The organism is Atopomonas hussainii (assembly GCF_900109735.1).
Classification (GTDB): domain Bacteria; phylum Pseudomonadota; class Gammaproteobacteria; order Pseudomonadales; family Pseudomonadaceae; genus Atopomonas; species Atopomonas hussainii.
Genome location: NZ_FOAS01000005.1, coordinates 99,021 through 121,325, shown reverse-complemented (window position 1 = coordinate 121,325; position 22,305 = coordinate 99,021). Strand labels below are relative to the sequence as shown.

General features: G+C 59.2%; 16 protein-coding genes. 5 read left to right on the top strand and 11 right to left on the bottom strand.

What is annotated here, in order from left to right; all coding sequences use genetic code 11:
• Positions 1–38: 38 nt before the first annotated feature.
• The 4 genes from BMX80_RS06230 to purL all read right to left on the bottom strand — a co-directional run bounded on the left by BMX80_RS06230 (position 39) and on the right by purL (position 6,167).
• Positions 39–356: a YqfO family protein gene (locus BMX80_RS06230; RefSeq protein WP_074866392.1), complete on the bottom strand. Its 318-nt coding sequence runs from the start codon at positions 354–356 to the stop codon at positions 39–41.
• A complete protein-coding gene (locus BMX80_RS06225; protein WP_074866389.1) occupies positions 356–1,885 on the bottom strand; it encodes a glycoside hydrolase family 1 protein in 1,530 nt (509 codons plus the stop codon). Before BMX80_RS06225 ends, BMX80_RS06230 begins: the two co-directional genes overlap by 1 nt.
• 75 nt (positions 1,886–1,960) lie before the next feature.
• A complete protein-coding gene (locus BMX80_RS06220; protein WP_074866386.1) occupies positions 1,961–2,293 on the bottom strand; it encodes a CDGSH iron-sulfur domain-containing protein in 333 nt (110 codons plus the stop codon).
• On the bottom strand, positions 2,271–6,167 hold the full coding sequence (gene purL / locus BMX80_RS06215; protein ID WP_074866383.1) for a phosphoribosylformylglycinamidine synthase: 3,897 nt from the start codon (positions 6,165–6,167) through the stop codon (positions 2,271–2,273). The genes BMX80_RS06220 and purL overlap by 23 nt, the downstream gene beginning before the upstream one ends.
• Positions 6,168–6,418: 251 nt before the next feature.
• Between purL and mltF the strand changes: the two genes are divergently transcribed.
• Entirely contained in the window at positions 6,419–7,873 is a 1,455-nt protein-coding gene (gene mltF / locus BMX80_RS06210; protein ID WP_074866645.1) for a membrane-bound lytic murein transglycosylase MltF, read from the top strand.
• Positions 7,874–7,899: 26 nt separating this feature from the next.
• Here the strand turns inward: mltF and BMX80_RS06205 are convergent, their stop codons facing one another.
• Positions 7,900–8,310, bottom strand: coding sequence for a hypothetical protein (locus BMX80_RS06205; protein WP_074866381.1), 411 nt, complete (start codon positions 8,308–8,310; stop codon positions 7,900–7,902).
• Between the two features lie 195 nt (positions 8,311–8,505).
• Here BMX80_RS06205 and BMX80_RS06200 point away from each other — a divergent pair, with 195 nt between their 5' ends.
• Complete coding sequence (locus tag BMX80_RS06200; protein ID WP_074866378.1) at positions 8,506–8,688, top strand: hypothetical protein; 183 nt, start codon at positions 8,506–8,508, stop codon at positions 8,686–8,688.
• 78 nt (positions 8,689–8,766) lie between these two features.
• On the opposite strand, the gene ligA is transcribed toward BMX80_RS06200, so the two are convergent.
• The 4 genes from ligA to BMX80_RS06180 all read right to left on the bottom strand — a co-directional run bounded on the left by ligA (position 8,767) and on the right by BMX80_RS06180 (position 16,352).
• Complete coding sequence (ligA, locus tag BMX80_RS06195; RefSeq protein WP_074866373.1) at positions 8,767–11,133, bottom strand: NAD-dependent DNA ligase LigA; 2,367 nt, start codon at positions 11,131–11,133, stop codon at positions 8,767–8,769.
• 74 nt (positions 11,134–11,207) lie between these two features.
• Positions 11,208–12,005, bottom strand: a complete 798-nt coding sequence (gene zipA, locus BMX80_RS06190; protein ID WP_074866370.1) for a cell division protein ZipA — start codon at positions 12,003–12,005, stop codon at positions 11,208–11,210.
• A gap of 189 nt (positions 12,006–12,194) precedes the next feature.
• Complete coding sequence (gene smc, locus BMX80_RS06185; protein WP_074866368.1) at positions 12,195–15,683, bottom strand: chromosome segregation protein SMC; 3,489 nt, start codon at positions 15,681–15,683, stop codon at positions 12,195–12,197.
• A gap of 12 nt (positions 15,684–15,695) precedes the next feature.
• Positions 15,696–16,352, bottom strand: coding sequence for a GntR family transcriptional regulator (locus BMX80_RS06180; RefSeq protein WP_074866367.1), 657 nt, complete (start codon positions 16,350–16,352; stop codon positions 15,696–15,698).
• A gap of 230 nt (positions 16,353–16,582) precedes the next feature.
• Here BMX80_RS06180 and BMX80_RS06175 point away from each other — a divergent pair, with 230 nt between their 5' ends.
• Positions 16,583–17,719 carry an alkane 1-monooxygenase gene (locus BMX80_RS06175; protein WP_074866365.1) on the top strand — a complete coding sequence of 379 codons (1,137 nt, stop codon included), beginning with the start codon at positions 16,583–16,585 and terminating at the stop codon, positions 17,717–17,719.
• 194 nt (positions 17,720–17,913) lie between these two features.
• Here BMX80_RS06175 and BMX80_RS06170 read toward each other — a convergent pair whose 3' ends face one another.
• Positions 17,914–18,696 (bottom strand): sterol desaturase family protein, encoded by a 783-nt coding sequence (locus tag BMX80_RS06170; protein ID WP_074866362.1) that lies wholly within the window; start codon positions 18,694–18,696, stop codon positions 17,914–17,916.
• Between the two features lie 187 nt (positions 18,697–18,883).
• Entirely contained in the window at positions 18,884–19,948 is a 1,065-nt protein-coding gene (locus BMX80_RS06165) for a helix-turn-helix domain-containing protein (RefSeq protein WP_074866358.1), read from the bottom strand.
• 137 nt (positions 19,949–20,085) lie between these two features.
• On the opposite strand from BMX80_RS06165, the gene chrA reads away from it, so the two are divergent.
• Both chrA and BMX80_RS06155 read left to right on the top strand, forming a co-directional pair.
• Positions 20,086–21,426: a chromate efflux transporter gene (chrA, locus tag BMX80_RS06160; RefSeq protein WP_235821614.1), complete on the top strand. Its 1,341-nt coding sequence runs from the start codon at positions 20,086–20,088 to the stop codon at positions 21,424–21,426.
• Positions 21,423–22,256, top strand: coding sequence for an ion transporter (locus BMX80_RS06155; RefSeq protein ID WP_074866354.1), 834 nt, complete (start codon positions 21,423–21,425; stop codon positions 22,254–22,256). The genes chrA and BMX80_RS06155 overlap by 4 nt, the downstream gene beginning before the upstream one ends.
• Positions 22,257–22,305: the final 49 nt, after the last annotated feature.

Here is a 22,305-nt window from a genome sequence, read left to right as displayed (position 1 = left end):
GCATTGTAGCAGCCTGCTAGCAGCGTGTGACCGCTGCGTCAGCTGGGTAGCTCAGCCAGCTGCCACAGATCAAAGGCGGGCTCTTCATAAGGATGGCTAGCCCGCAACGCGCCGATAACGGCACCGACCAAATCATCCGCCAGCACCATCTCGACTTTCCACTCCGGCACTTGCTCAAGCTGGCCTTGCTGACCCAAAAACGGCTGCGCCCCCGGCAGCGGGCGAAACTGCCCGGTGCCAAGGGTTTGCCAGCAGCAATGTTCATAATCGCCAATGCGCCCTGCCCCAGCGGCAAACAGCGCGTCCTTCACCGTTTGCAGATGGCTTTCCGGCACAAAGAAGGCGAGCTTGTACATCAGTGACTCCGTGGCGCTGGCATGTTTTCCAGGCTTTTTAGCAACTCTGGGCTTAGGCCTTCGCGAGCAATACGGCCAAACAGCGGCGCACTGGGGCGCGCAGTGCGACGATAGTCATCGGCGTAATCCACGGCAAACAAACCAAAGCGGGCGGTAAAACCTTCGGCCCACTCAAAGTTATCGGTCAGCGACCAATGAAAATAGCCCTTCAGCGGCACGCCCTGCTGCTGTGCATGGGCCATCTCCGCCAAGTGGCTGATCAGCAGATACTGGCGACGCAGGTCGTTAGCGGCTTTATCGGCGGTGCCGTTTTCCAGCACGTAGATCGGCTTGTTATAACGCTCGTAGGCGGTGCGCAGTACGTCGCCAAAGCCTTTCGGGTAGATCGCCCAACCCAAGTCGTTGACCCACTGATCGGCCTCGGGGTCATGGCTGTGCACAATGGGTTTAACCGGATTGGCCAAGCTGACTTCAATATAGAAGCGCCCGTAATAGTTGATACCGACGTAGTCTTGAGTACCCGCAAGACCGTCGATCTGCTCGCTAAAGCCAGTGCCGGTTAATTGCAGCTCGCCGGTTTCCAGCGCATCGAGCAAGTCCCAAATAAAGATCTCGTCGATTTGCCGCGCAGCAAAGCGGTCCAGCGGGTTCCAATTGCGCCACGGCTCAAAAGCGCGGGTGTGCTGGGTGATGCCCACTTGGCTATCTTGCCCCACCACTTTCTTAATCGCGTGATAGGCATAGGCATGCGCACGGGCCATGGCCGCTAACGCCGGGCCTGCTGCGGCAGGGTCGGCACGGGTTTCTAGCGGCGGGAACACGCCATCTAAGTAGCCAGCGTTTAAGAACACCATCGGCTCATTCAGGGTGGTCCAGTGCTTGATGCGGCTGCCGTACAGGCTTAACACGGCATCCACATAACGCTGCCACAGGGCTTGCGCATCGGCGCGCTCCCAGCCGCGTTTGCCGTCTTTTTCTTGCCACAGCCAAGCAGGGCTGGAGAAGTGGAACAAGGTGGCAAACGGGGTCAGTTCGTGGCGCTCTAAGCTATCCAGCACACCTTGGTAGAAGGCCACGGCCTCGGGGTCTGGCTGCTGCATGTCTTCACGGGGGAACAGGCGCGCCCACTCAAACGAGAAACGATAGGCGTTGTTGCCCAGCACCTGTTTAGCCGCCGCGAAATCTTCATCGTAACGACGGTCGTAATCGGTTTTGCGCGTGCGCACATCCAGCGAGTACTTATCTAGCTCGGCGATATGCCCAGGCTTAGCCACGCCCGGCGCGCTGCCGTGCTCGGTACGCCCTTTGGCGATGGCATCCAGCTCGAAGGCCGTCCAGTCGCTGGGGCTTTGGCTTTCGATTTGCTGCGCGGCGGTGGCGGTGCCGAAGTAGAAATCTTTGGGGAAGGTCAGTGCGGTTTGTGCAGACCAACCGCTGGTCCACTCCGCTTGTCGGGGCTTACCCGCAAAGAACAGGCCGGCACTGGCCGCGAGTACAAGCAACAACACCGCGTAGGCGAGTTTTTTCATAGCGTTTTTTTCCTTATCGTTTTTATTGTTGTTATGTAACTGAGCAGATCGAGCCGCTCAGTTTGGCGGGCATAGTCAGTCGCGCGACTGACCATCTTGCCCAGTAAAGCGCCGCCATTTTGCCAGCAAACTGGGCGCTTGCGGCACATGGCTACCATCACAAAACGGTAAGCGCTTCGATTGACCACAGCGGCAGAGCAGCAGGGTCTGAGTTTTCTTCGCCGTATAGCGCAAGCCTTGCCCACAGTCAGCGGGGCACTCGCTGTGTTCGCGCAACCTATCGCAGCGGCATAAACACACAGAAACGCCGGCATCGAGCCGGCGTACTGTGGGTAACACGGACGCCTCGCTCACTGCGAGCGAGGCGTTGGGCTTGACGGGTTGATCAGTCAACCCACACCCGCGCATTGCGGAACATGCGTAGCCAAGCGCCGTCTTCTTGCCACTCGTCCGGGTGCCAAGAGTTCTGCACGGCGCGGAACACACGCTCCGGGTGCGGCATCATGATGGTCACGCGGCCGTCTTGGCTGGTCATGCCGGTAATGCCCTTCGGCGAGCCGTTGGGGTTGGCCGGATAGGTTTCGGTGACTTTGCCGTGGTTGTCGATATACCGCAGCGCCACAGTGCCGGACAGGTCCGCACCGACCAACGCTTCGTGGCTGGCGAACTCGGCATGCCCTTCACCGTGCGCCACGGCGATCGGCATGCGCGAACCGGCCATGCCACGCAGGAAGATCGACGCCGACTCCTGCACCTCGACCATCGCCACACGCGCTTCGAACTGCTCGCTGCGGTTACGCACAAAGTGCGGCCACAGGTCAGCCCCGGGGATCAGCTCGTGCAGGTTGGACATCATCTGGCAACCGTTACACACCCCCAGCGCGAAGCTGTCTTTACGCTGGAAGAAGGCCTCGAAGCCTTCACGAGCACGGGCATTGAACAGAATCGACTTGGCCCAGCCTTCACCGGCGCCTAACACGTCGCCGTAGGAGAAGCCGCCGCAAGCCACTAGGCCTTTGAAGTCGGCCAGATCAACGCGACCGGCGAGAATATCGCTCATGTGCACGTCGATGGCGGAGAAACCGGCGCGATCAAATGCCGCAGCCATTTCTACCTGACCGTTTACGCCCTGCTCACGCAGCACGGCTACGCGCGGACGCACGCCTTTGGCGATGTACGGCGCGGCGATGTCGTCGTTGACGTCAAAGCTCAGCTTGGCGTGCAGGCCGGGGTTACGCTCGTCCAGCAGCACGTCGTATTCCTGATCGGCGCACTGCGCGTTGTCACGCAAGCGCTGAATCTGGTGGCTGGTTTCCGCCCATGTGCGCTGCAGCAAGCGGCGCTCGCCGACGAAAATACGCTTGCCTTCGCGGCTGATGCCGATGCGATCGCCATCTTGTGGCTGGCCGATCACCGCTACGCAGTCTTCCAAGCCAGCCGCAGCAAACTGCGCCAGCACAAACTCGGTGTCGTCTTGACGCACTTGCAGCACGGCGCCGAGCTCTTCACTAAACAGCACGCCGTTCAGCTCGGCATCGGTTTCGCCCAGTGCATCTAAGTAGACGTTCATGCCGCAATGCCCGGCGAAGGCCATTTCCAGCAAAGTGGTGATCAAGCCGCCGTCGGAACGGTCGTGATAAGCCAGCAGCTTGTCGTCGCTGTTCAGGCCTTGGATCACGGCGAAGAAGGCTTTTAAGTCTTCGGCGTCGTCGACATCCGGCACGGCTTGGCCGAGCTGGTTGTACACCTGCGCCAGAATCGACGCGCCGAGACGGTTCTGGCCACGGCCCAAGTCGACCAGAATCAGGTCGGTCTCGCCTTTGTCCAAACGCAGCTGCGGGGTCAGGGTCTTGCGCACATCCAATACCGGCGCGAAACCGGTCACGATCAGCGACATAGGCGCGGTGACGCTCTTCTCGCCTGAGTCATCCTGCCAGCGGGTTTTCATCGACATGGAGTCTTTGCCCACCGGAATGGTGATGCCCAGCGCCGGACACAACTCCATACCCACCGCCTTCACGGTGTCGTACAGACGCGCATCTTCGCCCGGGTGACCGGCAGCCGCCATCCAGTTGGCCGACAGCTTGATGTCGGAGATCTTGCCGATGCTCGATGCCGCCAAGTTGGTGATGGTTTCGCCCACCGCCATGCGACCCGAGGCCGGCGCGTTAAGCAGCGCCAGCGGGGTACGCTCGCCCATGGCCATGGCTTCGCCGGTGTACACATCGAAGCTGCTGGCGGTTACTGCGCAGTCCGCCACCGGCACCTGCCAAGGGCCGACAAACTGGTCGCGAGCGACTAGGCCAGTAATGGTGCGGTCGCCGATGGTGATCAAGAAGCTCTTGCTGGCTACCGCCGGATGACACAGCACGCGGTTGACCGCCTCTTCGACATTCAGGCTATCCACGGCGAAGTCATCGCCCTGCTCCGCTTCGCGGGTCACGCTACGGTGCATGCGCGGCGGCTTGCCGAGCAGCACTTCCAGCGGCATATCCACCGGCGTGTTATTGAAGTGGCTGTCTTCGACGGTCAGCTGACGCTCTTCGGTGGCTTCACCGACCACGGCAAACGGGCAGCGCTCGCGCTCACAGATGGCTTTGAACTGCTCGAAGTTCGCCGCATCCACGGCCAGCACGTAGCGCTCTTGCGATTCGTTACACCAGATGGCCAGCGGGCTCATGCCCGGCTCGTCGTTAGGAATATCGCGCAGCTGGAAGCGACCACCACGACCGCCGTCGTTGATCAGCTCAGGCAGGGCGTTAGACACGCCGCCAGCGCCGACGTCGTGAATAAAGGCAATCGGGTTAGCCTCGCCGAGCTGCCAGCAACGGTCGATGACCTCCTGACAGCGGCGCTCCATTTCTGGGTTGTCGCGCTGTACCGAAGCAAAGTCGAGGTCTTCGGCGCTGGCGCCGGTGTCCATCGACGAAGCCGCGCCACCACCCAAACCAATCAACATAGCCGGACCGCCGAGCACGATCAGCTTAGCGCCGACGGTGATCTCGCCCTTCTCCACATGACCGGCGCGGATGTTGCCCATGCCGCCGGCGATCATGATCGGCTTGTGATAACCACGCACTTCTTCGCCACGCGGACTGCCCACGCGTTGCTCGAAAGTACGGAAATAACCGGTCAGGTTCGGACGACCAAATTCGTTGTTAAACGCCGCGCCACCCAGCGGGCCTTCAACCATGATGTCCAGCGCGGTAACGATGCGCTCGGGCTTGCCGTTGTCCTGCTCCCACGGCTGGGTGAAGCCCGGAATCTTCAGGTTCGACACGGTAAAGCCGGTCAAACCCGCCTTGGGCTTGCCGCCGATGCCGGTGGCGCCTTCATCGCGGATCTCGCCACCAGAGCCGGTCGAGGCACCCGGGAACGGCGCAATCGCCGTTGGGTGGTTGTGGGTTTCCACCTTCATCAGGATGTGCACGGGCTCTTGGTTAGCACCGTACTCGCGGCTATCGGCGTTGGGGAAGAAACGCCCAGCGGTAAAGCCTTCGATCACTGCGGCGTTGTCTTTGTAGGCCGACAGCACGCCTTCGCGATTCATCTCGTAGGTGTTCTTGATCATGCCGAACAGGGATTTTTCCTGCGCTTGGCCGTCGATATCCCAGCTGGCGTTGAAAATCTTGTGGCGGCAATGCTCAGAGTTGGCCTGGGCGAACATCATCAGTTCGATGTCGTTGGGGTTACGGCCCAAGTCGGTGAAGCTCTTCACCAAGTAATCAATTTCGTCATCGGCCAGTGCGAGGCCCAGCTCGACGTTGGCGTTGGCCAGCGCGGCTTGCCCGCCACCGAGCACATCCACCGATTTCAGCGGTGCCGGCTCAGCATGACTGAACAAGCCGGCGGCTTGCTCGGCGTCAGTTAATACACGCTGGGTCATGCGGTCGTGCAGCTTGGCGGCGACTTGTTTGCGCGCGGTGTCATCCAGCTCGCCGGCCACGTAATAGGCCACGCCACGTTCGATACGCTGAATCTTACTCAGGCCGCAGTTGTGGGCGATATCGCTGGCCTTGCTCGACCACGGCGAAATGGTGCCAAAGCGCGGCACAACCAACAGCAAGGTGCCTGTGCCCTGCTCGGCGGCGACGCTCGGGCCGTACTTGAGCAGGCGATCGAGCACGGCTTGCTCGTCGCTGCTGAGCGCTGCGCTCAGTTCAGCAAAGTGCATGAACTCGGCATACACGCCAGTCACAGCGGGAACGTCGGCTTGCAGTTGCGCCAACAGCTTGTCACGACGGAAGGCAGAAAGGGCAGGTGCGCCACGCAGGATCAGCATGGGAGGGCGGCCTCGGAAATGCGGAAAAAAGAGGCCGCGTAGTTTACCCCAAAGCCGCGCGCAGCGGCACCTTGTAAACACACCCGCTTGGCAGCGCACACGCCTTGGCCAACCCGCCAGAAAAATAGCCAAGCCAATGAATTACAAGGCTTTTATTCTAACAGCGGCAAATGTGGCCAATTTCGCAGTTTGCCCCCCAAGCAGCCAAAGAGAAGATTTGGTGCGGCTGGCGCATTGCGTATACTCAGCCCATGCGCACTTTTCCCTCGTTTTTGCTGCGCCCCTTGCTATGGCTGGCAAGCGGCGTCCTCGCCCTGCTGCTGTCTGGCTGCGGCGAGCCAGCACCGCCGCCTAGCCTGCTGGAGCAAATCCAGCAAGCGGGTGAGCTACGGGTGATGACACGCAACAGTCCGACCACTTATTTCGAAGATAAAAGCGGCACCAACGGTTTCGAATACCAACTCAGCAAGCAATTCGCTAAACAGCTGGGTGTCGAACTCAAAGTCATCACCGCCTCAACCTTTGAGGAGCTGTTCAGCAGCTTGGTGGATGGCCGCGCGCATATCATCGCCGCCAACATTGTCGATACCCCCAGCCGCCACCAGTTCGCGCGCTTCAGCAAAGGCTATTTAGAGGTCGTGCCACAAGTGGTGTATCGCCACGGCCAGCCACGCCCGCGCAGCATCAGCGATCTAATCGGCAAACGCATTTTGGTCTCGCGCAGCAGCAGTCAAGCCGAGCTGCTGGCCAACCTAAAACGCCAATACCCCGAGCTGAGCTGGGAAGAATCCGACGACGTGGAAGTGGTCGACCTGCTGGGCCTGATCGATGAAGGCCGCATTGACTTCACCATCGTCAACTCCAACGAGCTGGCGACCAATCAGGTGTATTTCTCTAAGGTGCGCGTGGGCTTTGATATTGGCACCGCCACGTGGCTGAGCTGGGCAGTGGCCGGCGGCAAAGACGAAAGCTTATTACAAGCGATTAACGCGTTTCTCGACACCACCAAGGCCAACGGCACCCTCAACCGTTTGATCGACCGTTTTTACGGCCACGTGGAAAAACTCGGCTACGTCGGCGCCTATGCCTTTGCTCAGCATTTGCAGCAGCGCTTGCCGCGCTATGAGCGCTATTTCCAGAAATCCGCCAATGAATACAACCTCGACTGGCGCTTATTGGCGGCGGTGGGCTACCAAGAGTCGCTCTGGCAGCCCGAGGCCACCTCAAAAACCGGGGTGCGCGGCTTAATGATGCTCACCCAGCGCACGGCGCGCGCCATGGGCGTGGAAGACCGCCTTAACCCGCAGCAAAGCATCGCCGGCGGTGCACGTTATTTGGCCTATTTAAACGACACCCTGCCGGACGAAATACCCGCCGATGAGCGCATCTGGTTTGTGCTGGCGGCGTATAACGTCGGCATGGGGCACTTAGACGACGCACGCAAGCTAACCGCCGATGCCGGTTTAAACCCCAACAGCTGGAACGATGTGCGCGAAATTTTGCCGCGTTTGGCGCGCAAGCAGTGGTACAGCAAAACCCGCTACGGCTACGCCCGCGGCTGGGAGCCGGTGGATTTTGTGCGCAACATTCGCCGCTATTACGACATCCTGAGCTGGATCGGCCAACCCAGCCTAGAGGGCCGCCAACTGGGCCGCAGCAACCTGCATATTCCGGGGCTGGATCGTAATTCAAGCCTAGATCGCTAACCGATAGGCTTGCCGCTAACACCCCATCAATCCGAGCGTGCTTGCTTTAACGCCTGCTGTAAGTGCGCGGTGACTTCGCCCCGCTGCACCACCGCCAGCAGTGCTTGACGGGCTTCTTCAGCCGTCCAGCCGACGGCCAGCAAGCGCTGCTGCAGCGCCGCGAATTTTTCCCGACGTTTAAGGCCCTGTGCCGACATATCGCGACGATCGAGATGATAGGTCAGCAAGGTCGAGCCGCATTTGCAGTTACGAAACCAGCCCAGCACATCGTGCTCGTCATCATCGACCATGCTTTTGAAGCCGCTCTTATCGGCGGCCACCGGCACTGTGCCGGCAATGTAGTGCGCCTGATCGGTGAACACCGTCCCACAGCAAGCGCAAGTTTTCGGGAAGGCATTGGCATGCAGCGCTTTTAGCCCCTCGAACAAATCACTCACAGCTCATCTCGCCCCACACGCAGCGCCAATACCTTGTTCAGTGTAGCGCGCGAAAAAAGCGGTGGCAGATCAAGAAAACCGCCGCCTTTCATTAAGCCGCGGTTAATTAATGATTACGGTCAAGCCTAATGCACTGGGCAACGTGTTTTCCTAGCAGGGTCGCATCGCAACAGAGTCCGCCATGAGGGCAGCAACATGACCGAGTTAATCCCGCTACATGCCTTGAACGTCAAACTGCTCATGCAAGAGCCGCGCTTTAAAGCGCAGCCCGCCGCCATCGAGGAGCACCAGCCCGGCTGGAAATCACGCTGGCAGCAGCTACGCCAACTGCACGTTAGCCAAGAACAGCCGCGCCTATCCCCCTTCTACCGCGCCTAAGGCGGCGCGCCGGAGCACAGGTACCCCCCGCCTTGCAGACTGTGTGAAAACTACTGCGCTTGGCGGGGGATTTCTTGATTAGCCCTTAAGCGCGGCCAACTGCTGAATAAAAGCGCTTTCATCCAACACCGGCACATTCAGCTGTTGGGCTTTAGCCAGTTTGGAGCCCGCACCGGGGCCGGCGACCACACAGTGGGTTTTCGCCGACACTGAGCCCGCCACTTTGGCACCCAGAGCCTCCAGCTGCTGCTTAGCATCATCACGGGTCATTGCCTCTAAGGTGCCGGTCAGCACCCAGGTTTGCCCTGCCAATGGCAAACCGCTGAGCTGCTTGCGCTCGCTGTTCCAGTGCATGCCAAACGCCAACAACTGCGCTTCAAGTTGCTGTGCATAGGCAACATGCGCCGGCACGGCAAAGTAGTCACGCAGCGCTTGCGCGGCCTTTTCGTTAAAGCGCTCAAGGCTGCGCAAATCCAGCCAATCGGCGGCCATCACCGCTTCCAGCGAGCCAAAGCGCTCGGCCAAACGTTGCGCGCCCGTGGCGGCCACATGGGCGATATTGAGTTTCTCCAGCAAGCTGGCCAGCGTCGCGCAGGCGCTGAATTCGGCGTGCAGCTCGCCCTCTTCTTGCAGTTGCACACCGTTGGCCAATAGCCCGGCGATCACCTGCTGGTTATGCGCATCGGCAAAGAAGCTGTGAATCTCATGCGCCACTTCAAGGCCCACATCCGGCAAGTAAGTCAGCACTTCTGGCAGCGCTTGGCTCACTCGCTCAAGACTGCCCAGCGCGCGCGCCAGTAGCTTGGCGGTTTCCTCGCCCACATCGGGTATGCCTAAGGCATAGATAAAGCGCGCCAAACTGGGCGTGCGACTCTCGGCGATGGCCTGCAGCAAGTTGCGTGTCGATAGTTCCGCAAAGCCTTCAAGGCCGACAATTTGCTCAAAGCTCAGCTGGTACAAATCCGCCGGGGAATGCAGCAGCGCTTGGCTCACCAGCTGCTCGACGATTTTGTCACCCAAGCCGTCGATATCCAGCGCCTTGCGCGAGGCAAAGTGAATGATCGCCTGCGCGCGCTGTGCCTGACAGGCCAAACGGCCCACGCAGCGATACACCGAGCCCTCGCTAACGCTGGCTTTGCCTTTGCCACGTTTGACCAGCTGGGTGCGCTCCACCGCCGAGCCACACACTGGGCAGCTGTGAGGAATCTCTACCGCACGAGCATGCTCCGGACGACGCTCCAGCACCACGCTGACCACCTGCGGAATCACATCGCCGGCGCGGCGTATAATCACGCTGTCGCCGACCATTAGGCCTAAACGGGCGACTTCATCCATGTTGTGCAGCGTGGCGTTAGATACCGTCACCCCCGCCACTTGCACGGGTGCCAAACGTGCCACCGGAGTGACTGCTCCAGTGCGCCCGACCTGAAATTCAACATCCAGCAAGGTGGTGATTTCTTCTTGCGCGGGGAATTTATGCGCCGTGGCCCAACGTGGTTCGCGGGCACGAAAGCCCAGCTCGGCCTGCCACGCGAGGTCATCCACTTTGTACACCACGCCGTCGATGTCGTAGCTGAGCTGATCACGCCGCGCGCCAATGTCTTGGTAATAGGCCAGCAAAGCCTTCGCCCCCTGCACTAACTTAAGCTCAGGGCTGATTGGCAGACCCCACTGCTTAAACTGCTGCAGAATTTGGAACTGACTATCGCTCAGTTCGCCCTGCTCCACCCGGCCAAAACCGTAGGCGCAGAACTCCAACGGGCGGCTGGCGGTGATCTTGCTGTCCAGCTGACGCAAGCTGCCGGCAGCGGCATTGCGCGGGTTAGCGAACACCTTGCTGCCTTCGGCCATGGCGCGGGCATTCAGCTCAGCGAAGCCTGCGCGACTCATAAACACTTCGCCGCGCACTTCTAAAATCTGCGGCCAGCCGTCGCCGTGTAACTTGAGCGGAATATTGCTGATGGTGCGCACGTTAAGGGTGATGTCTTCGCCGGTGCTGCCATCGCCGCGCGTGGCGCCGCGTACCAGCACACCGTTTTCGTACAGCAGGCTCACCGCTAGGCCGTCGAGCTTGGGCTCGCAGGTGTAGCTCACCGCTGCGCCGCCGCCAAACAAGTCGCCCGCCGGCAGTAAGTCGCCTAGGCCTTCGCGCACGCGGCGGTCAAAGTCGTGCAAATCGTCATCGCTAAACGCATTGCCCAAGCTGAGCATGGGGACTTCGTGCTGCACTTGGGCAAAGGCTTTGAGTGCCTCGCCACCGACGCGCTGGGTGGGTGAGTCATTGCTGCGCAGTTCGGGGTGCTGTTGCTCCAGCGCTTGTAGTTCGCGGAACAAGCGATCGTATTCGGCATCCGGAATGGTCGGCGCGTCGAGCACGTAATAATTGTGGTTATGTTGCGCCAGTTGCTCACGCAACGCGGCAATACGAAGTTCAGCAGAGCTCATTGACTTATTCGGCACACAAAGAAAAACCGGGTGGACGATTATCGCCGCACCCGGTTTATCAGACCACCCGTAACTTAGCGTTTTGGCGTGAGCTTACGACGCTCAAACTCGACGATACGCTGGCGGTAGTGTTCGATGGTTTGCGCGGTCAGCACGCTACGCTGCTCGTCTTTCAGCTCGCCATCCAGCTCGCTGGCCAGCTTACGAGCCGCAGCCACCATCACATCAAAGGCTTGTTTAGGGTGACGCGGCCCCGGCATGCCGAGGAAAAAGCTCACCGCACGGGTGCGGAAGTGATCGAAGTCATCCAAATCAAAAGTGCCCGGCTTCACGCCGTTAGCCATGGAGAACAGGATATCGCCATGCCCTGCCATGCTTTCGTGGCGATGGAAGATGTCCATCTCGCCAAAGCGCAAGCCGCTTTCCAGAATGTTCTGCAGCAGCTCTGGGCCCTTAAAGCCCTCTTCGGCGCGGCTGATGACGTTAATCACCAGCACCTCTTCAACCGGCGGCAGTTCTGCTTGCGATTTCGGATCGGCGTCTTTTTTCGACGCGGCTTCGCCTTGCTCTTCGACGCTCATCAGCACAGGCACGGCGTCATCCAGCTTCAAGTCACCTTGTTGTGGCTCTTCGCGTGCGCTTAGGTTGGGCAGATGGTCTTCGTCTAAATCGGGCTCAATCGGGTCGCGGCGAGTGCGCGCTGGGCCTAACACTTCGGGGTTGTCGGCATCGGGCAGATCGCCCGCCGAATGATCAAGATTGAAACGCAACTTATTGCGGCCACCGCGCATACGGCGCCAGCCATCGAGCAGAATACCGGCAATGACAACCAGGCCAATCACCATCAGCCATTCGCGCAAACCGAAATCCATGTAGAACAGTTCCCCTTGAGTCAATCTGTTGCCGGGCAATCCCGGACCGGCCTAAGTCCCTGATACTGCAAGGGCTTATTAGAAAAAGCTATCCAAAGGCCGGAAATTTGGCACTAAGCTATCACGCCGAGCCGGTTGCTGCCCACCCATGGTGCACAGCGAAGGGCGCGGATTTAACCAGCCTAACCGTTAGGCTTCAACCATGGCAGCGGCTTCTTCAATATTGACTGTTACAAGACGTGAGCAACCCGGCTCGTGCATGGTCACCCCCATCAAGTGATCGGCCTTTTCCATGGCGATCTTGTTGTGGGTAATGTAGATGAACTGCACCTTCTCGGACATTTCTTTGACCATGTTGGCGTAACGGCCCACGTTGGCGTCATCCAGCGGTGCATCCACCTCGTCGAGCATGCAGAAAGGCGCAGGGTTGAGCTGAAAAATAGAAAACACCAAGGCAATCGCGGTGAGTGCTTTCTCGCCACCGGAGAGCAAATGAATGGTGCTGTTTTTCTTGCCCGGTGGACGCGCCATGATGGCCACGCCGGTATCCAGCAAGTCGTCGCCAGTTAGCTCCAGATAAGCATGACCGCCGCCGAAGGCTTTGGGGAACAAGCCCTGTAAGCCGGCGTTGATCTTATCGAAGGTTTCTTTAAAGCGCTGGCGGGTTTCGCGGTCGATCTTGCGGATGACGTTTTCTAACGTCTCCAGCGCCTCGTTAAGGTCGGCGTCTTGCGCATCCAAATAACGCTTACGCTCAGATTGCTGCTCATACTCTTCGATGGCCGCCAAGTTGATCGGACCAAGACGACTAATGCGCCCGGCTAAGCGCTCCAGTTCTTCGTCCCAGGCCTTTTCGTTGGCGTCGGCCGGCATGTCGGCAAGCAAGGTGGGCGCGCTCAAGCTTTGCTCGCTGAGCTGCTGCTGCAAGGTTTCGCGCTGCACGCTAAAGCTCTGCCAGCCCATGCGCTGCTGTTCTAGCTGGCCGCGCAGCAGCTGGGCTTGCTGCTCGGCTTGGCTGCGACGTTTTTCTGCATCGCGCAGCAGGCGGTCGGCGTCTTCTAGAGCCAATCGGGCCACACGCAACTCTTCGTCCACGGCCATGCGGCGCTCGAGCTGTTCTTCGAGCTTCATGCGCAGCTCGGTGAGCGGCTCATCGCCCTCTTCCAGATTGAGACTGAGCTGATCGAGTTTTTCCGCCAGCATCGCCGACTGCATGCGCAAGCGCTCTAAGGCTTTGCCGGTGGCGTCATGCTGGGCGCGCAACGAACCGGCCCGCACCGCCAATTGATGAGCATGGTCTTTCTGCTGGCGACCTTCTTGCCGCGCACGATCGAGTTGCTCGCGCAAGCCATCGCGCTGACTGAGTAAGGCTTCACGCTGCTCGCTGTCGCTGGCCATGCTTTCCAGCGCCTGTTCCAGCGTGGCGCGGGCAAGGCCTAGGTTTTCTTGCTCTTGCTCTTGTTGCAGCTGCACGTCGTCCAGTTCGTTTTGCAGCTGCTGGCGGCGTAAGGCTTGCTGCTCGCCCCGCGCGGCCAGCGCCGAGCGCTCGGCTTGCAGCTGGCCTTGCTCACGCTGCACTTGTTGCTGCACGGCGCGCAGCTCATCGCGCTCACGCTCACCATCGGCCAGCGCTTGGCGGGCTTGCTCCAGCTTGCTGCTGCGCCGTTCCAAGCTGGCTTGCAAGGTGTCGCGTTGTTGTTCATCGGCTTCAAGCTGCTGGGCACGCGCCAGCAAACCTTGTTCGGCCTCGCCACCGCGCTTAACGCGCAAAAAGTGCTGGCCCAGCCAAAAGCCTTCGGGGGTGATCAAGCTCGCGCCAGCGGGCAAATTAGCGCGCTGAGTCAAAGCTTCTTCCAACGAGGAAACCGGCAGCACCTGCCCCAGCCACGGCGATAAATCGCGTGTGCTGCTGACTTTCTCCAGCAGGCTGCCCGGCAGGCTAGGCGCTGCGGCAGACCAGGCCAAGCGCAGCTCGCCACTGGCCAAGTCGGCTAAGTCCAGCTCACGGAGTTGGCTGGCGTCTAAACACAGCGCTTGCAGATCGCTGGCCAGCACCGTCTCGACCGCCAGCTCCCAGCCTTCGGCGACTTTTAGTTCGTCACTTAATAGCGGCAGCTCCAGCGCTTGCCGGGTGAGCCACTGCTGTACGCCTTGGCCTTGCTCGCGCGCGGCCTCCACCAAGGCGCTGAGCGAAGCAATGCGGCCTAAGCACTGCTGTAACTGGTTTTGCTCGGCTTGCTGCTCGCGCTGTAAAGCTTCCAGCTGATTCGTCGCGCTTAAACGCTGCACTTGGCAGGCTTGTTCTTGCTCGGCCAGCTCGGCCATGCGCTCTTCCTGCACAAACAGGCGCTCGTCCAGCTCGGCCAAGGCTTCGGCCTCTTGGTTTTGGCCAAGCAGGGTTTGTTCATCGTGCAAACGGCGACGGCGCTCGGCCAAACGCTCGAGGGTTTGCTCCAGATGACGAATGCGCGCCTGCTCGACTTCGGCCTGCTGACGCGGGGTGGCGCTGTTCTGGTTGAACTGATCCCACGCCTGCTGCCACTGCTGCATGGCTTGCTCGGCGCGTTCTAGGCGCTCGGCGCTGTCTTCGCTGGCCGCTTGGCTCATTTCCAGCTCGGGTTCGAGCATGGCCAGCTCCTCACCCAAGGTAGCGTAGAGAGTTTCGTCATGGCCCAAATGCGCGGCGTTTTCACTGCGCGCGCGCTCGGCTTCGCGCAAGTCATCTTGCAGCTGACGCAAACGCTGCTGACCGTGCTGAATGCTTTGCTCGATGCGGGCAATGTCGCTGCCCACCGAATAAAAGCGCCCTTGGGCCTGATTGAACTGCTCGGATAGTTCGTGATGGCCATCGCGCTGGCGTTCGATTTCAGCATCGGCGCTGCGCTGCTCGGCGATCAGGGCTTCGAGGGCGATTTCTTGATCGGCAATCACCCGTTCGCGCTGCTCGACTTGCTCTTGCAAGGTGCGCCAGCGCAGTGCAGTGAGTTCGGCCTTGAGCTTGCGCTCTTCGGCTTTAAATTCTTTGTACTTCTCGGCCGCCTGCGCTTGGCGGTGCAGGTGCGACAGCTGACGCTCCAACTCATCGCGCAAGTCAGTTAAACGGGCGAGGTTTTCGTGCGTGCGGCGGATGCGGTTTTCGGTGTCGCGGCGGCGCTCTTTGTACTTCGAGATACCCGCCGCTTCTTCAATGTAGTTACGCAGCTCTTCAGGCTTGGACTCAATCAGTTTGGAGATCATGCCCTGCTCGATAATCGAGTAGCTGCGCGGGCCAAGGCCGGTGCCTAAAAAGATGTCGGTGATATCGCGGCGGCGGCACTTCACGCCGTTTAAATAATAGGTGTTTTGCGCTTCACGGGTGACTTTGCGGCGGATGGAGATTTCCGCGTATTGCGCGTACTCGCCACGCAAGGTGCCATCGCTGTTATCGAAGATCAGTTCGATAGACGCCTGTCCCACCGGCTTACGGCTGTTGGAGCCATTAAAGATGACGTCGGTCATCGAGTCGCCGCGCAGGTTTTTTGCTGAGCTTTCGCCCATCACCCAGCGCACGGCGTCGATGATGTTGGACTTGCCGCAGCCATTGGGGCCAATCACCGCACTCATATTGGCGGTGAAGTGCACGGTGGTCGGGTCGACAAAGGATTTGAAGCCGGCCAATTTGATGCACTTAAGGCGCATGTGCGGTGTCCTTTATTGGTTAAGCGCCGCAATCACCAAGGCACAGTTGTGCTGGGCGTACTCATCCATCACATGGCGTGCGGTGGCTTGATCGCGTTGGCGGATAGCCTGCAATAAGCGTGCATAGGTGTCGAGGAAGGTGTGCATTTCGCCTTGCCGACGCGCCAAGCTGAAGAAATAGGTGCGCTGAATAGCTGGCAGCAGGTTAAGCACCACGTCGCGCAGGTAGGGGTTGTCGACAAAGGTTAAGCCGGCGTGGAGTATCTCAAAGCTGTTCTCGACAAAGCGCTGCACGTCTTGCTCTTGGGCGGCCTGCAGTAAGCCGCGCTGAATGCCGACAAACACATCGAGCTCGCTGTCGTGCTGCCAAGTGCCAGCCACTTCGGCGGCGAGCAGCATGTACAGCTCTTTGACCAAGGCATACAGAGCCTGCACATGGTGCGCGGTCAGCTCGGCGACCATAGCGCCACGGCGTGGCGGAATGGTCACTAAGTGGCGACGCTGCAAAATCAACAAAGCCTCACGCACCGAGCCGCGACTGACGTTTAGCTCGCTGGTGACTTTAATCTCTTGAATCCGCTCGCAGGGCTTTAGCTCGCCGCGAATGATGCGTTGGCTCAAGTGCTGCGCGATTTGCTCGGCTAGGCTGTCGGGGGCTTTGAAACTCATGGCAATCCTTATCAACTGGCGCATCGCGCGGCCAGCTCAAGCGGCGCAGAATACCACAGCCACCCGCCCGGCAATGCCACGCAGTACACGGCGCAGCGGGATGCACAAACCATGATCACGGACAAACTCGCCGCCGACCAATCTAAGGTTGGCCTATCGCGCCTTGCTACTTGTAGGATTGTAGGACAATCTTAACAACACCGATAACAACAACCTCAGCGGAGTTTTCCATGTTGGCGCATTTGTCCCCCCAAACCATGCTGACCATTAAGCGCTACGGCTATTGGCTGTGGATGCTGTTCGTGCTCGCCGTGCCGTTTTCTTACCTGCAAGCGCAAGGCAGTGAGCTGCCAAACCTGTGGGCCTTCTTTACCCCCATCGTGGTATTTGGGGTGATTCCGCTGCTCGACGCCCTGCTCGGCCGCGACCCAGCCAACCCCGAAGAAGGCGCCGAAGTAGACGCGCTGAGCGAGCAAACATACTACCGCTGGTTAAGCCTGCTGAGTGTACCCATGCTGCTGGGCCTGATTGGCTGGGGCGGCTGGGTATTTGCCACTAACGAGCTATGGAGCTGGGCAGGTCAACTGGGCTGGCTGTTGTCGATCGGCACCGTCACCGGCGGCATTGGTATTACCGTGGCCCATGAGCTGGTGCACAAAGACCCGAAACTGGAGCAAAACGCCGGCGGTTTATTGCTCGCGGCGGTGTGCTACGCTGGCTTTAAGGTTGAGCATGTGCGCGGCCACCATGTGCATGTCTCTACCCCGGAAGACGCCTCGTCGGCGCGTTTTAACCAGAGCCTCTATCAGTTTTTGCCGCATGCCTATCTGCACAACTTTTTAAATGCTTGGAAGCTGGAAGCCGAGCGTTTAAAGCGCAAAAACCTGCCGGTGTTCTCGCACCATAACGAGCTGATTGGCTGGTATGGCCTAAGCGCACTGATGGCCGTGGGCTTCGGTATCGCCTTTGGCTGGATTGGCGTGGCGTACTTCTTGGGCCAGAGCTTTGTCGCCTTCACCCTGCTGGAAATCGTTAACTACGTAGAACACTACGGCCTACACCGCCGCAAGCTGGACAACGGCCGCTACGAGCGCACCACGCCGGAGCACTCGTGGAACAGCAACTTTCTGCTCACCAACCTGTTCTTGTTCCACTTGCAGCGCCACTCCGACCATCACGCCAACGCCAAGCGTCGTTATCAAGTGCTGCGCCACTTTGACGACAGCCCACAGCTGCCCAACGGTTACGCCGGCATGGTGGTACTGGCCTTAGTACCGCCACTGTGGAAAGCGGTAATGAACCCCCGCGTGCGGGCTTACTACGCTGGCGAAGAGCATCAACTGAGCGAAAACCAACAAGCCGCTTAACGCGTTTTTCTCCACGCCCCCGTGCAATCAGCCCTGCTTGGCAGGCTGTGTGAAAACGTCGCGAGCGCAGGCTAGGCAAGGCAAAAACAGGCGAAAAAGCACAGTTTACGTGTGGTGAATGAGCATTCTGAGCCTGCTTTTAACGCCGCATAGCCAAGTGCAGTAGTTTTCACACTGTCTGTCGGGGGTTGTTTTTAAGCCCCTGCCCGCTCGCCTTGCTCATTAGCCGAGCGCTGCAACGCCTGCGCTAAACGCTGCGCATACTGCGGATGTTCCGTGCCGCAGCAGCGATCCCACCAAGTGAAATACAAGCCGTAGTTGTAACGCCCGTTCTGGTGGTGCAGGTCGTGATGCGTGGTGGTGGTCAGCCAGTTAAACCAACCGCTGTGCAGCATCACGCGCGGGAACAGCTCATAACCAGCATGTCCGACCACATTGCGGGCAATCATGTGCACGCTCCACAGCAGTAAAACAAACGGATGCAGCGGCACCAGTTGGGCAAACAAGATGGGAAACAACACGTGAGTCAGCGCCTCGCCCGGGTGAAAGGCATAGGCCGCCCACGGACTGGGCGTGCGCGAGCGGTGATGCAGCACATGCAAACGGCGCAGCCAGCGGCTGTGCAGGGCGCGATGCGTCCAATAGAAATACGCATCGTGGGCGACAATCATCAGCAACAGAGTGCCCAGCGCGTAAGCCGCACTGTAATCACTTAGCTGCCAATACAACTGGCCAACACCCTGCTGAGCCAACCAGACGATGCCCACTAAGCTGCTCACCGCGAACAGACTGGCGGTGCACAGCGACCAGAGAATTTCGCGTCGGTAATCCGCCCACTGCGGACGGCGCATTTGTATACGCCGGCCAGCGAGGCGACCACGCAGGCAAAACAACAACAGCGTCAAGCCCCCAGCAAACAGCAGGTACTTAACGATATCGTGCAGTAAGGCAGTGTGTAGCTGGGCTAGGGTTAGCATGATCGCGACTCCGAATTCATCGGCAGTCAGCGTGTAACAAGCGCGGCACGAGGTCTGGCCGATTTGTTAAAAAAGCTGGTCGAATCTGTAATCGGCGCGCTTTTTTACGTTTCGGTTAGGCCAACGCTGATTTAATCGTCGAACGATTCAAGCGCCGCACAACGCAGTCACTGGTTCGTGCAGACCTTTAAATCAGATTGTTTTGGCGGAATTCGCTCGGCGTCATGCCCTGCTGTGCTTTAAAGGCACGATTAAAGGGCCCAATCGAGGCAAAGCCGACATCCAAGGCAATGGTCAAAATTGGCAAACGCTGCCGGGCGGGGTCTGCCAGCTGAGTGCACGCGGCAGCAATACGAAACTGATTCAGGTAGCTGTTGAAATTGCGCTGACCTAAAGCGCCATTTATTAACTGGCGCAAGCGGTAATCAGGCATACCTAAGTGGCTGGCCAGATCGGCCAAGCTGAGATTGGCACGTGCCCATAGCTGTTCATCATCCATCGCGCACTGTAAGCGCTGTAACGCCGCTTGCTCTTCAGCGGTCAGCGCAGGCTCGGCAACCGTAGCAGCCGACTCTGGCCTTGCTGCGCTAGCGGCAACAGGGCTTAACAGCGCCAGCAATGCTTCGAGCCGCAGGCTCAGCCACAGCGTGACTAAGCCAATACCGACCAAGTTGAGTCGCTCCAGCCATGGCGGCTCTGGGTTTTGCCCGTAGCCCAGCTCAACCAACAGCACCAGCAAGATATACATACCCACACCCGGGCCTAACCACAGGCGCAAATGTCGGCGCTGCTCGAGCAAGTCGGCGCCCTGCCCACGCCAGATCAGCCACAGCACATGGCAAATCAGGCCGCCAGCAAGCACGTGCTGCACCACCGCCAGCTGCGCCACGCTGAGCCACGGCAAACCACCACACTGCATCAATACCGACAGTCCAGCCAAGGCCAGCAGCGGCAGCCATAAATAGCCTCGCCAAGTAAAGGCATCATCAAATAAGGCTTGGGCAAATAGCCAAAAACAGGCGGGGGCAATAGTCGCCAACAGAATCAAGCTGACCTGCAATGGCCAAGGCAGCGCCGGCAATAGGCTACTGCCAGCGAATAAATAGCCTGCAATACTCAGCACCAACAATAGGCACAGACGCTTGCTCACGGCAGGTGGCGGCGCGGCCAAGCGCAGCCCCACCAGCAACAGCAAGCCCAAACAGCCGCCACGCAGCATTAAGTCGATACTGGCGCCCAACGCATCCGCCATTAAACCCACTCCAAGCTCTTTGTATGAGCACAGCATAACTGAGCAGCGCATGCCCACTAGGTCTGCACGCGGCGCTTGCTCCTGTCATACAGAGTCATTAGCCTGCCGCAAACCCTGACTTAGGCCTGAGCATGAGCATGAGCAGCCCGCACGAAACACCTGCCCCGCACTGGCCCACCCTCTGGCAAGCCACCCGCTATTGGTTGTTGCTGGGGCTGATCAGCTTTGGCGGCCCCGCTGGGCAAATTGCCTTGATGCACCGCGAATTGGTCGAGCGGCGCCGCTGGATCAGCGAATCGCGGTTTTTGCATGCGCTGAACTACTGCATGTTGCTGCCCGGGCCAGAAGCGCAACAACTGGCCACCTATATGGGCTGGCTGCTGCATGGGCGTATCGGTGGGATTATCGCCGGTGGCTTATTTATTCTGCCCTCGGTGATTCTACTCATCGCCCTCAGTGCACTGTATTTGCAGTTTGGCGACTTGCCGTGGGTGGCCGCACTGTTTGATGGCATCAAGCCCGCTGCGTTGGCGCTGATTATCTTGGCTTGCTGGCGCTTAGGCAGTCGCACCTTAAAACACCCACTGGCGTGGGGCATGGCACTGGCGGCGCTGCTCAATGCGCTGTTCTTGCACTTGGCCTTTCCGTGGGTGATTGGCATTGCCGCTATTGTTGGCCTAATTGCCCAGCGCAGTGGCTCGAAGGCATTCAGCGCTGGCGGGCATGGCAGCAGCCACAAAGACCAACCGCATGAGCCGGCGTTAATCGACGATCACTCGCCGCTACCGGCGCATGCCAGCCCCAGCCGCAAGCAAATCGCCGCATTGCTGGTTTGCGGAGCCCTGCTGTGGTTACTGCCTTTCGGCTTGCTGCTCGGCAATGATGGCTTGAGCAGCGTTGCGACCTTCTTTAGCAAAGCAGCGCTGGTCACCTTTGGTGGCGCCTATGCGGTGCTGCCCTATGTGTTTGATGCGGCAGTCAATCAATACCAGTGGATGACCCCGCACCAGATGCTCGATGGCTTAGCACTGGGCGAAAGCACCCCCGGACCGCTGATTATTATCGTCACCTTCATCGGCTTCTTGGGCGGTTGGCAGCAGGCCATGCTCGGCGCCGATAGCTTGCTCGCCGGTGGCGTGGCCGGTGCTTTGGTGGCCACCTGGTTTACCTTTTTGCCCTCGTTTGTGTTTATTTTGCTCGGTGCGCCGTGGGTCGAGTCCACCCGGCAGATCCCCAGCTTGGCCGCAGCCATGGCCGCTATCAGTGCTACGGTGGTGGGCCTGATCGTGCACTTGGCGCTGGTGTTTGGCTGGCACTTATTCTTGCCGCACGCGTTTAGCCAGCTGCCGGATATGTTTGCTGTCGGCACCTGCATCATGGCCGTGTGGTTGCTGCATGTACGGCAATGGTCTGTGCTTAAGGTGATTGGTTTAAGCGCCGCCTTAGGCTTGGTTAATTTTGGAGCCAGTTTGTTGTGAGCCCTACGCGCAAAGAGCAAATACACACCATTATCTTCGGCACCAGCACGCCTGCCGGGGCGCTGTTCGATAAGTGCCTGCTGGTGCTGATTATCGCCAGCGTGGCGGTAGTCATGCTGGACAGCATCGAACTGCTGCATGAGCGTTACGACTTCACCCTTAATGTGCTGGAGTGGGTGTTCACCTTAGTGTTCACCGCCGAACTGGCGCTACGTCTGTATTGCCATCCACGGCCGATTCGCGGCTACCTCTTCACCTTCTACGGCATGGTCGATGTGCTGGCGATTCTGCCCGGCTATTTGGGCCTGTTCTTTGGCGACTTGCAGTATTTGCTGATGCTGCGCGTGCTACGCCTGATGCGTGTGTTCCGCGTGCTCAAGCTGGTGCAGTTCAGCACCGAGGCGCGCACCTTAATGCGTGCGCTGATTGCCAGCCGCAACAAGATTCTGGTGTTTATGCTCAGCGTGATGACGCTGGTGTTCTGCTTCGGCGCACTGATGTATGTGATCGAAGGGCCAGAAAACGGCTTCACCAGCATTCCCAAGAGTGTGTATTGGGCAATTGTCACCCTCACTACCGTGGGTTACGGCGATATCGCCCCGCAAACGCCGCTCGGCCAAGCGATTGCCGGTTTAGTGATGCTCACCGGTTATTCGATTATCGCCGTGCCAACGGGCATTTTTGGTGCCGAGATGGCCCGCGCGGTGCGCCACGAGCGGCAGCTAAAGCACAGCTGCCCACGCTGTAAAAAAGACCAACACGAAGAAGACGCCAGCTTCTGTAATCGCTGTGGCAGTGCGCTTTTTGTGGATAAAACAACGTCAAACTAATAGCCAAAAGCCCGCAAAAAGCGGGCTTTTTTATCGGCAACTGCCAGCG

Excerpts from the sequence above, each read along its gene's own strand:
- BMX80_RS06230 (WP_074866392.1), bottom strand. The coding sequence starts at position 356 with ATGTACAAGCTCGCCTTCTTTGTGCCGGAAAGCCATCTGCAAACGGTG.
- BMX80_RS06225 (WP_074866389.1), bottom strand. The coding sequence starts at position 1,885 with ATGAAAAAACTCGCCTACGCGGTGTTGTTGCTTGTACTCGCGGCCAGT.
- BMX80_RS06220 (WP_074866386.1), bottom strand. The coding sequence starts at position 2,293 with ATGCGCGGGTGTGGGTTGACTGATCAACCCGTCAAGCCCAACGCCTCG.
- purL (WP_074866383.1), bottom strand. The coding sequence starts at position 6,167 with ATGCTGATCCTGCGTGGCGCACCTGCCCTTTCTGCCTTCCGTCGTGAC.
- mltF (WP_074866645.1), top strand. The coding sequence starts at position 6,419 with ATGCGCACTTTTCCCTCGTTTTTGCTGCGCCCCTTGCTATGGCTGGCA.
- BMX80_RS06200 (WP_074866378.1), top strand. The coding sequence starts at position 8,506 with ATGACCGAGTTAATCCCGCTACATGCCTTGAACGTCAAACTGCTCATG.
- ligA (WP_074866373.1), bottom strand. The coding sequence starts at position 11,133 with ATGAGCTCTGCTGAACTTCGTATTGCCGCGTTGCGTGAGCAACTGGCG.
- zipA (WP_074866370.1), bottom strand. The coding sequence starts at position 12,005 with ATGGATTTCGGTTTGCGCGAATGGCTGATGGTGATTGGCCTGGTTGTC.
- smc (WP_074866368.1), bottom strand. The coding sequence starts at position 15,683 with ATGCGCCTTAAGTGCATCAAATTGGCCGGCTTCAAATCCTTTGTCGAC.
- BMX80_RS06180 (WP_074866367.1), bottom strand. The coding sequence starts at position 16,352 with ATGAGTTTCAAAGCCCCCGACAGCCTAGCCGAGCAAATCGCGCAGCAC.
- BMX80_RS06175 (WP_074866365.1), top strand. The coding sequence starts at position 16,583 with ATGTTGGCGCATTTGTCCCCCCAAACCATGCTGACCATTAAGCGCTAC.
- BMX80_RS06170 (WP_074866362.1), bottom strand. The coding sequence starts at position 18,696 with ATGCTAACCCTAGCCCAGCTACACACTGCCTTACTGCACGATATCGTT.
- BMX80_RS06165 (WP_074866358.1), bottom strand. The coding sequence starts at position 19,948 with ATGGCGGATGCGTTGGGCGCCAGTATCGACTTAATGCTGCGTGGCGGC.
- chrA (WP_235821614.1), top strand. The coding sequence starts at position 20,086 with ATGAGCAGCCCGCACGAAACACCTGCCCCGCACTGGCCCACCCTCTGG.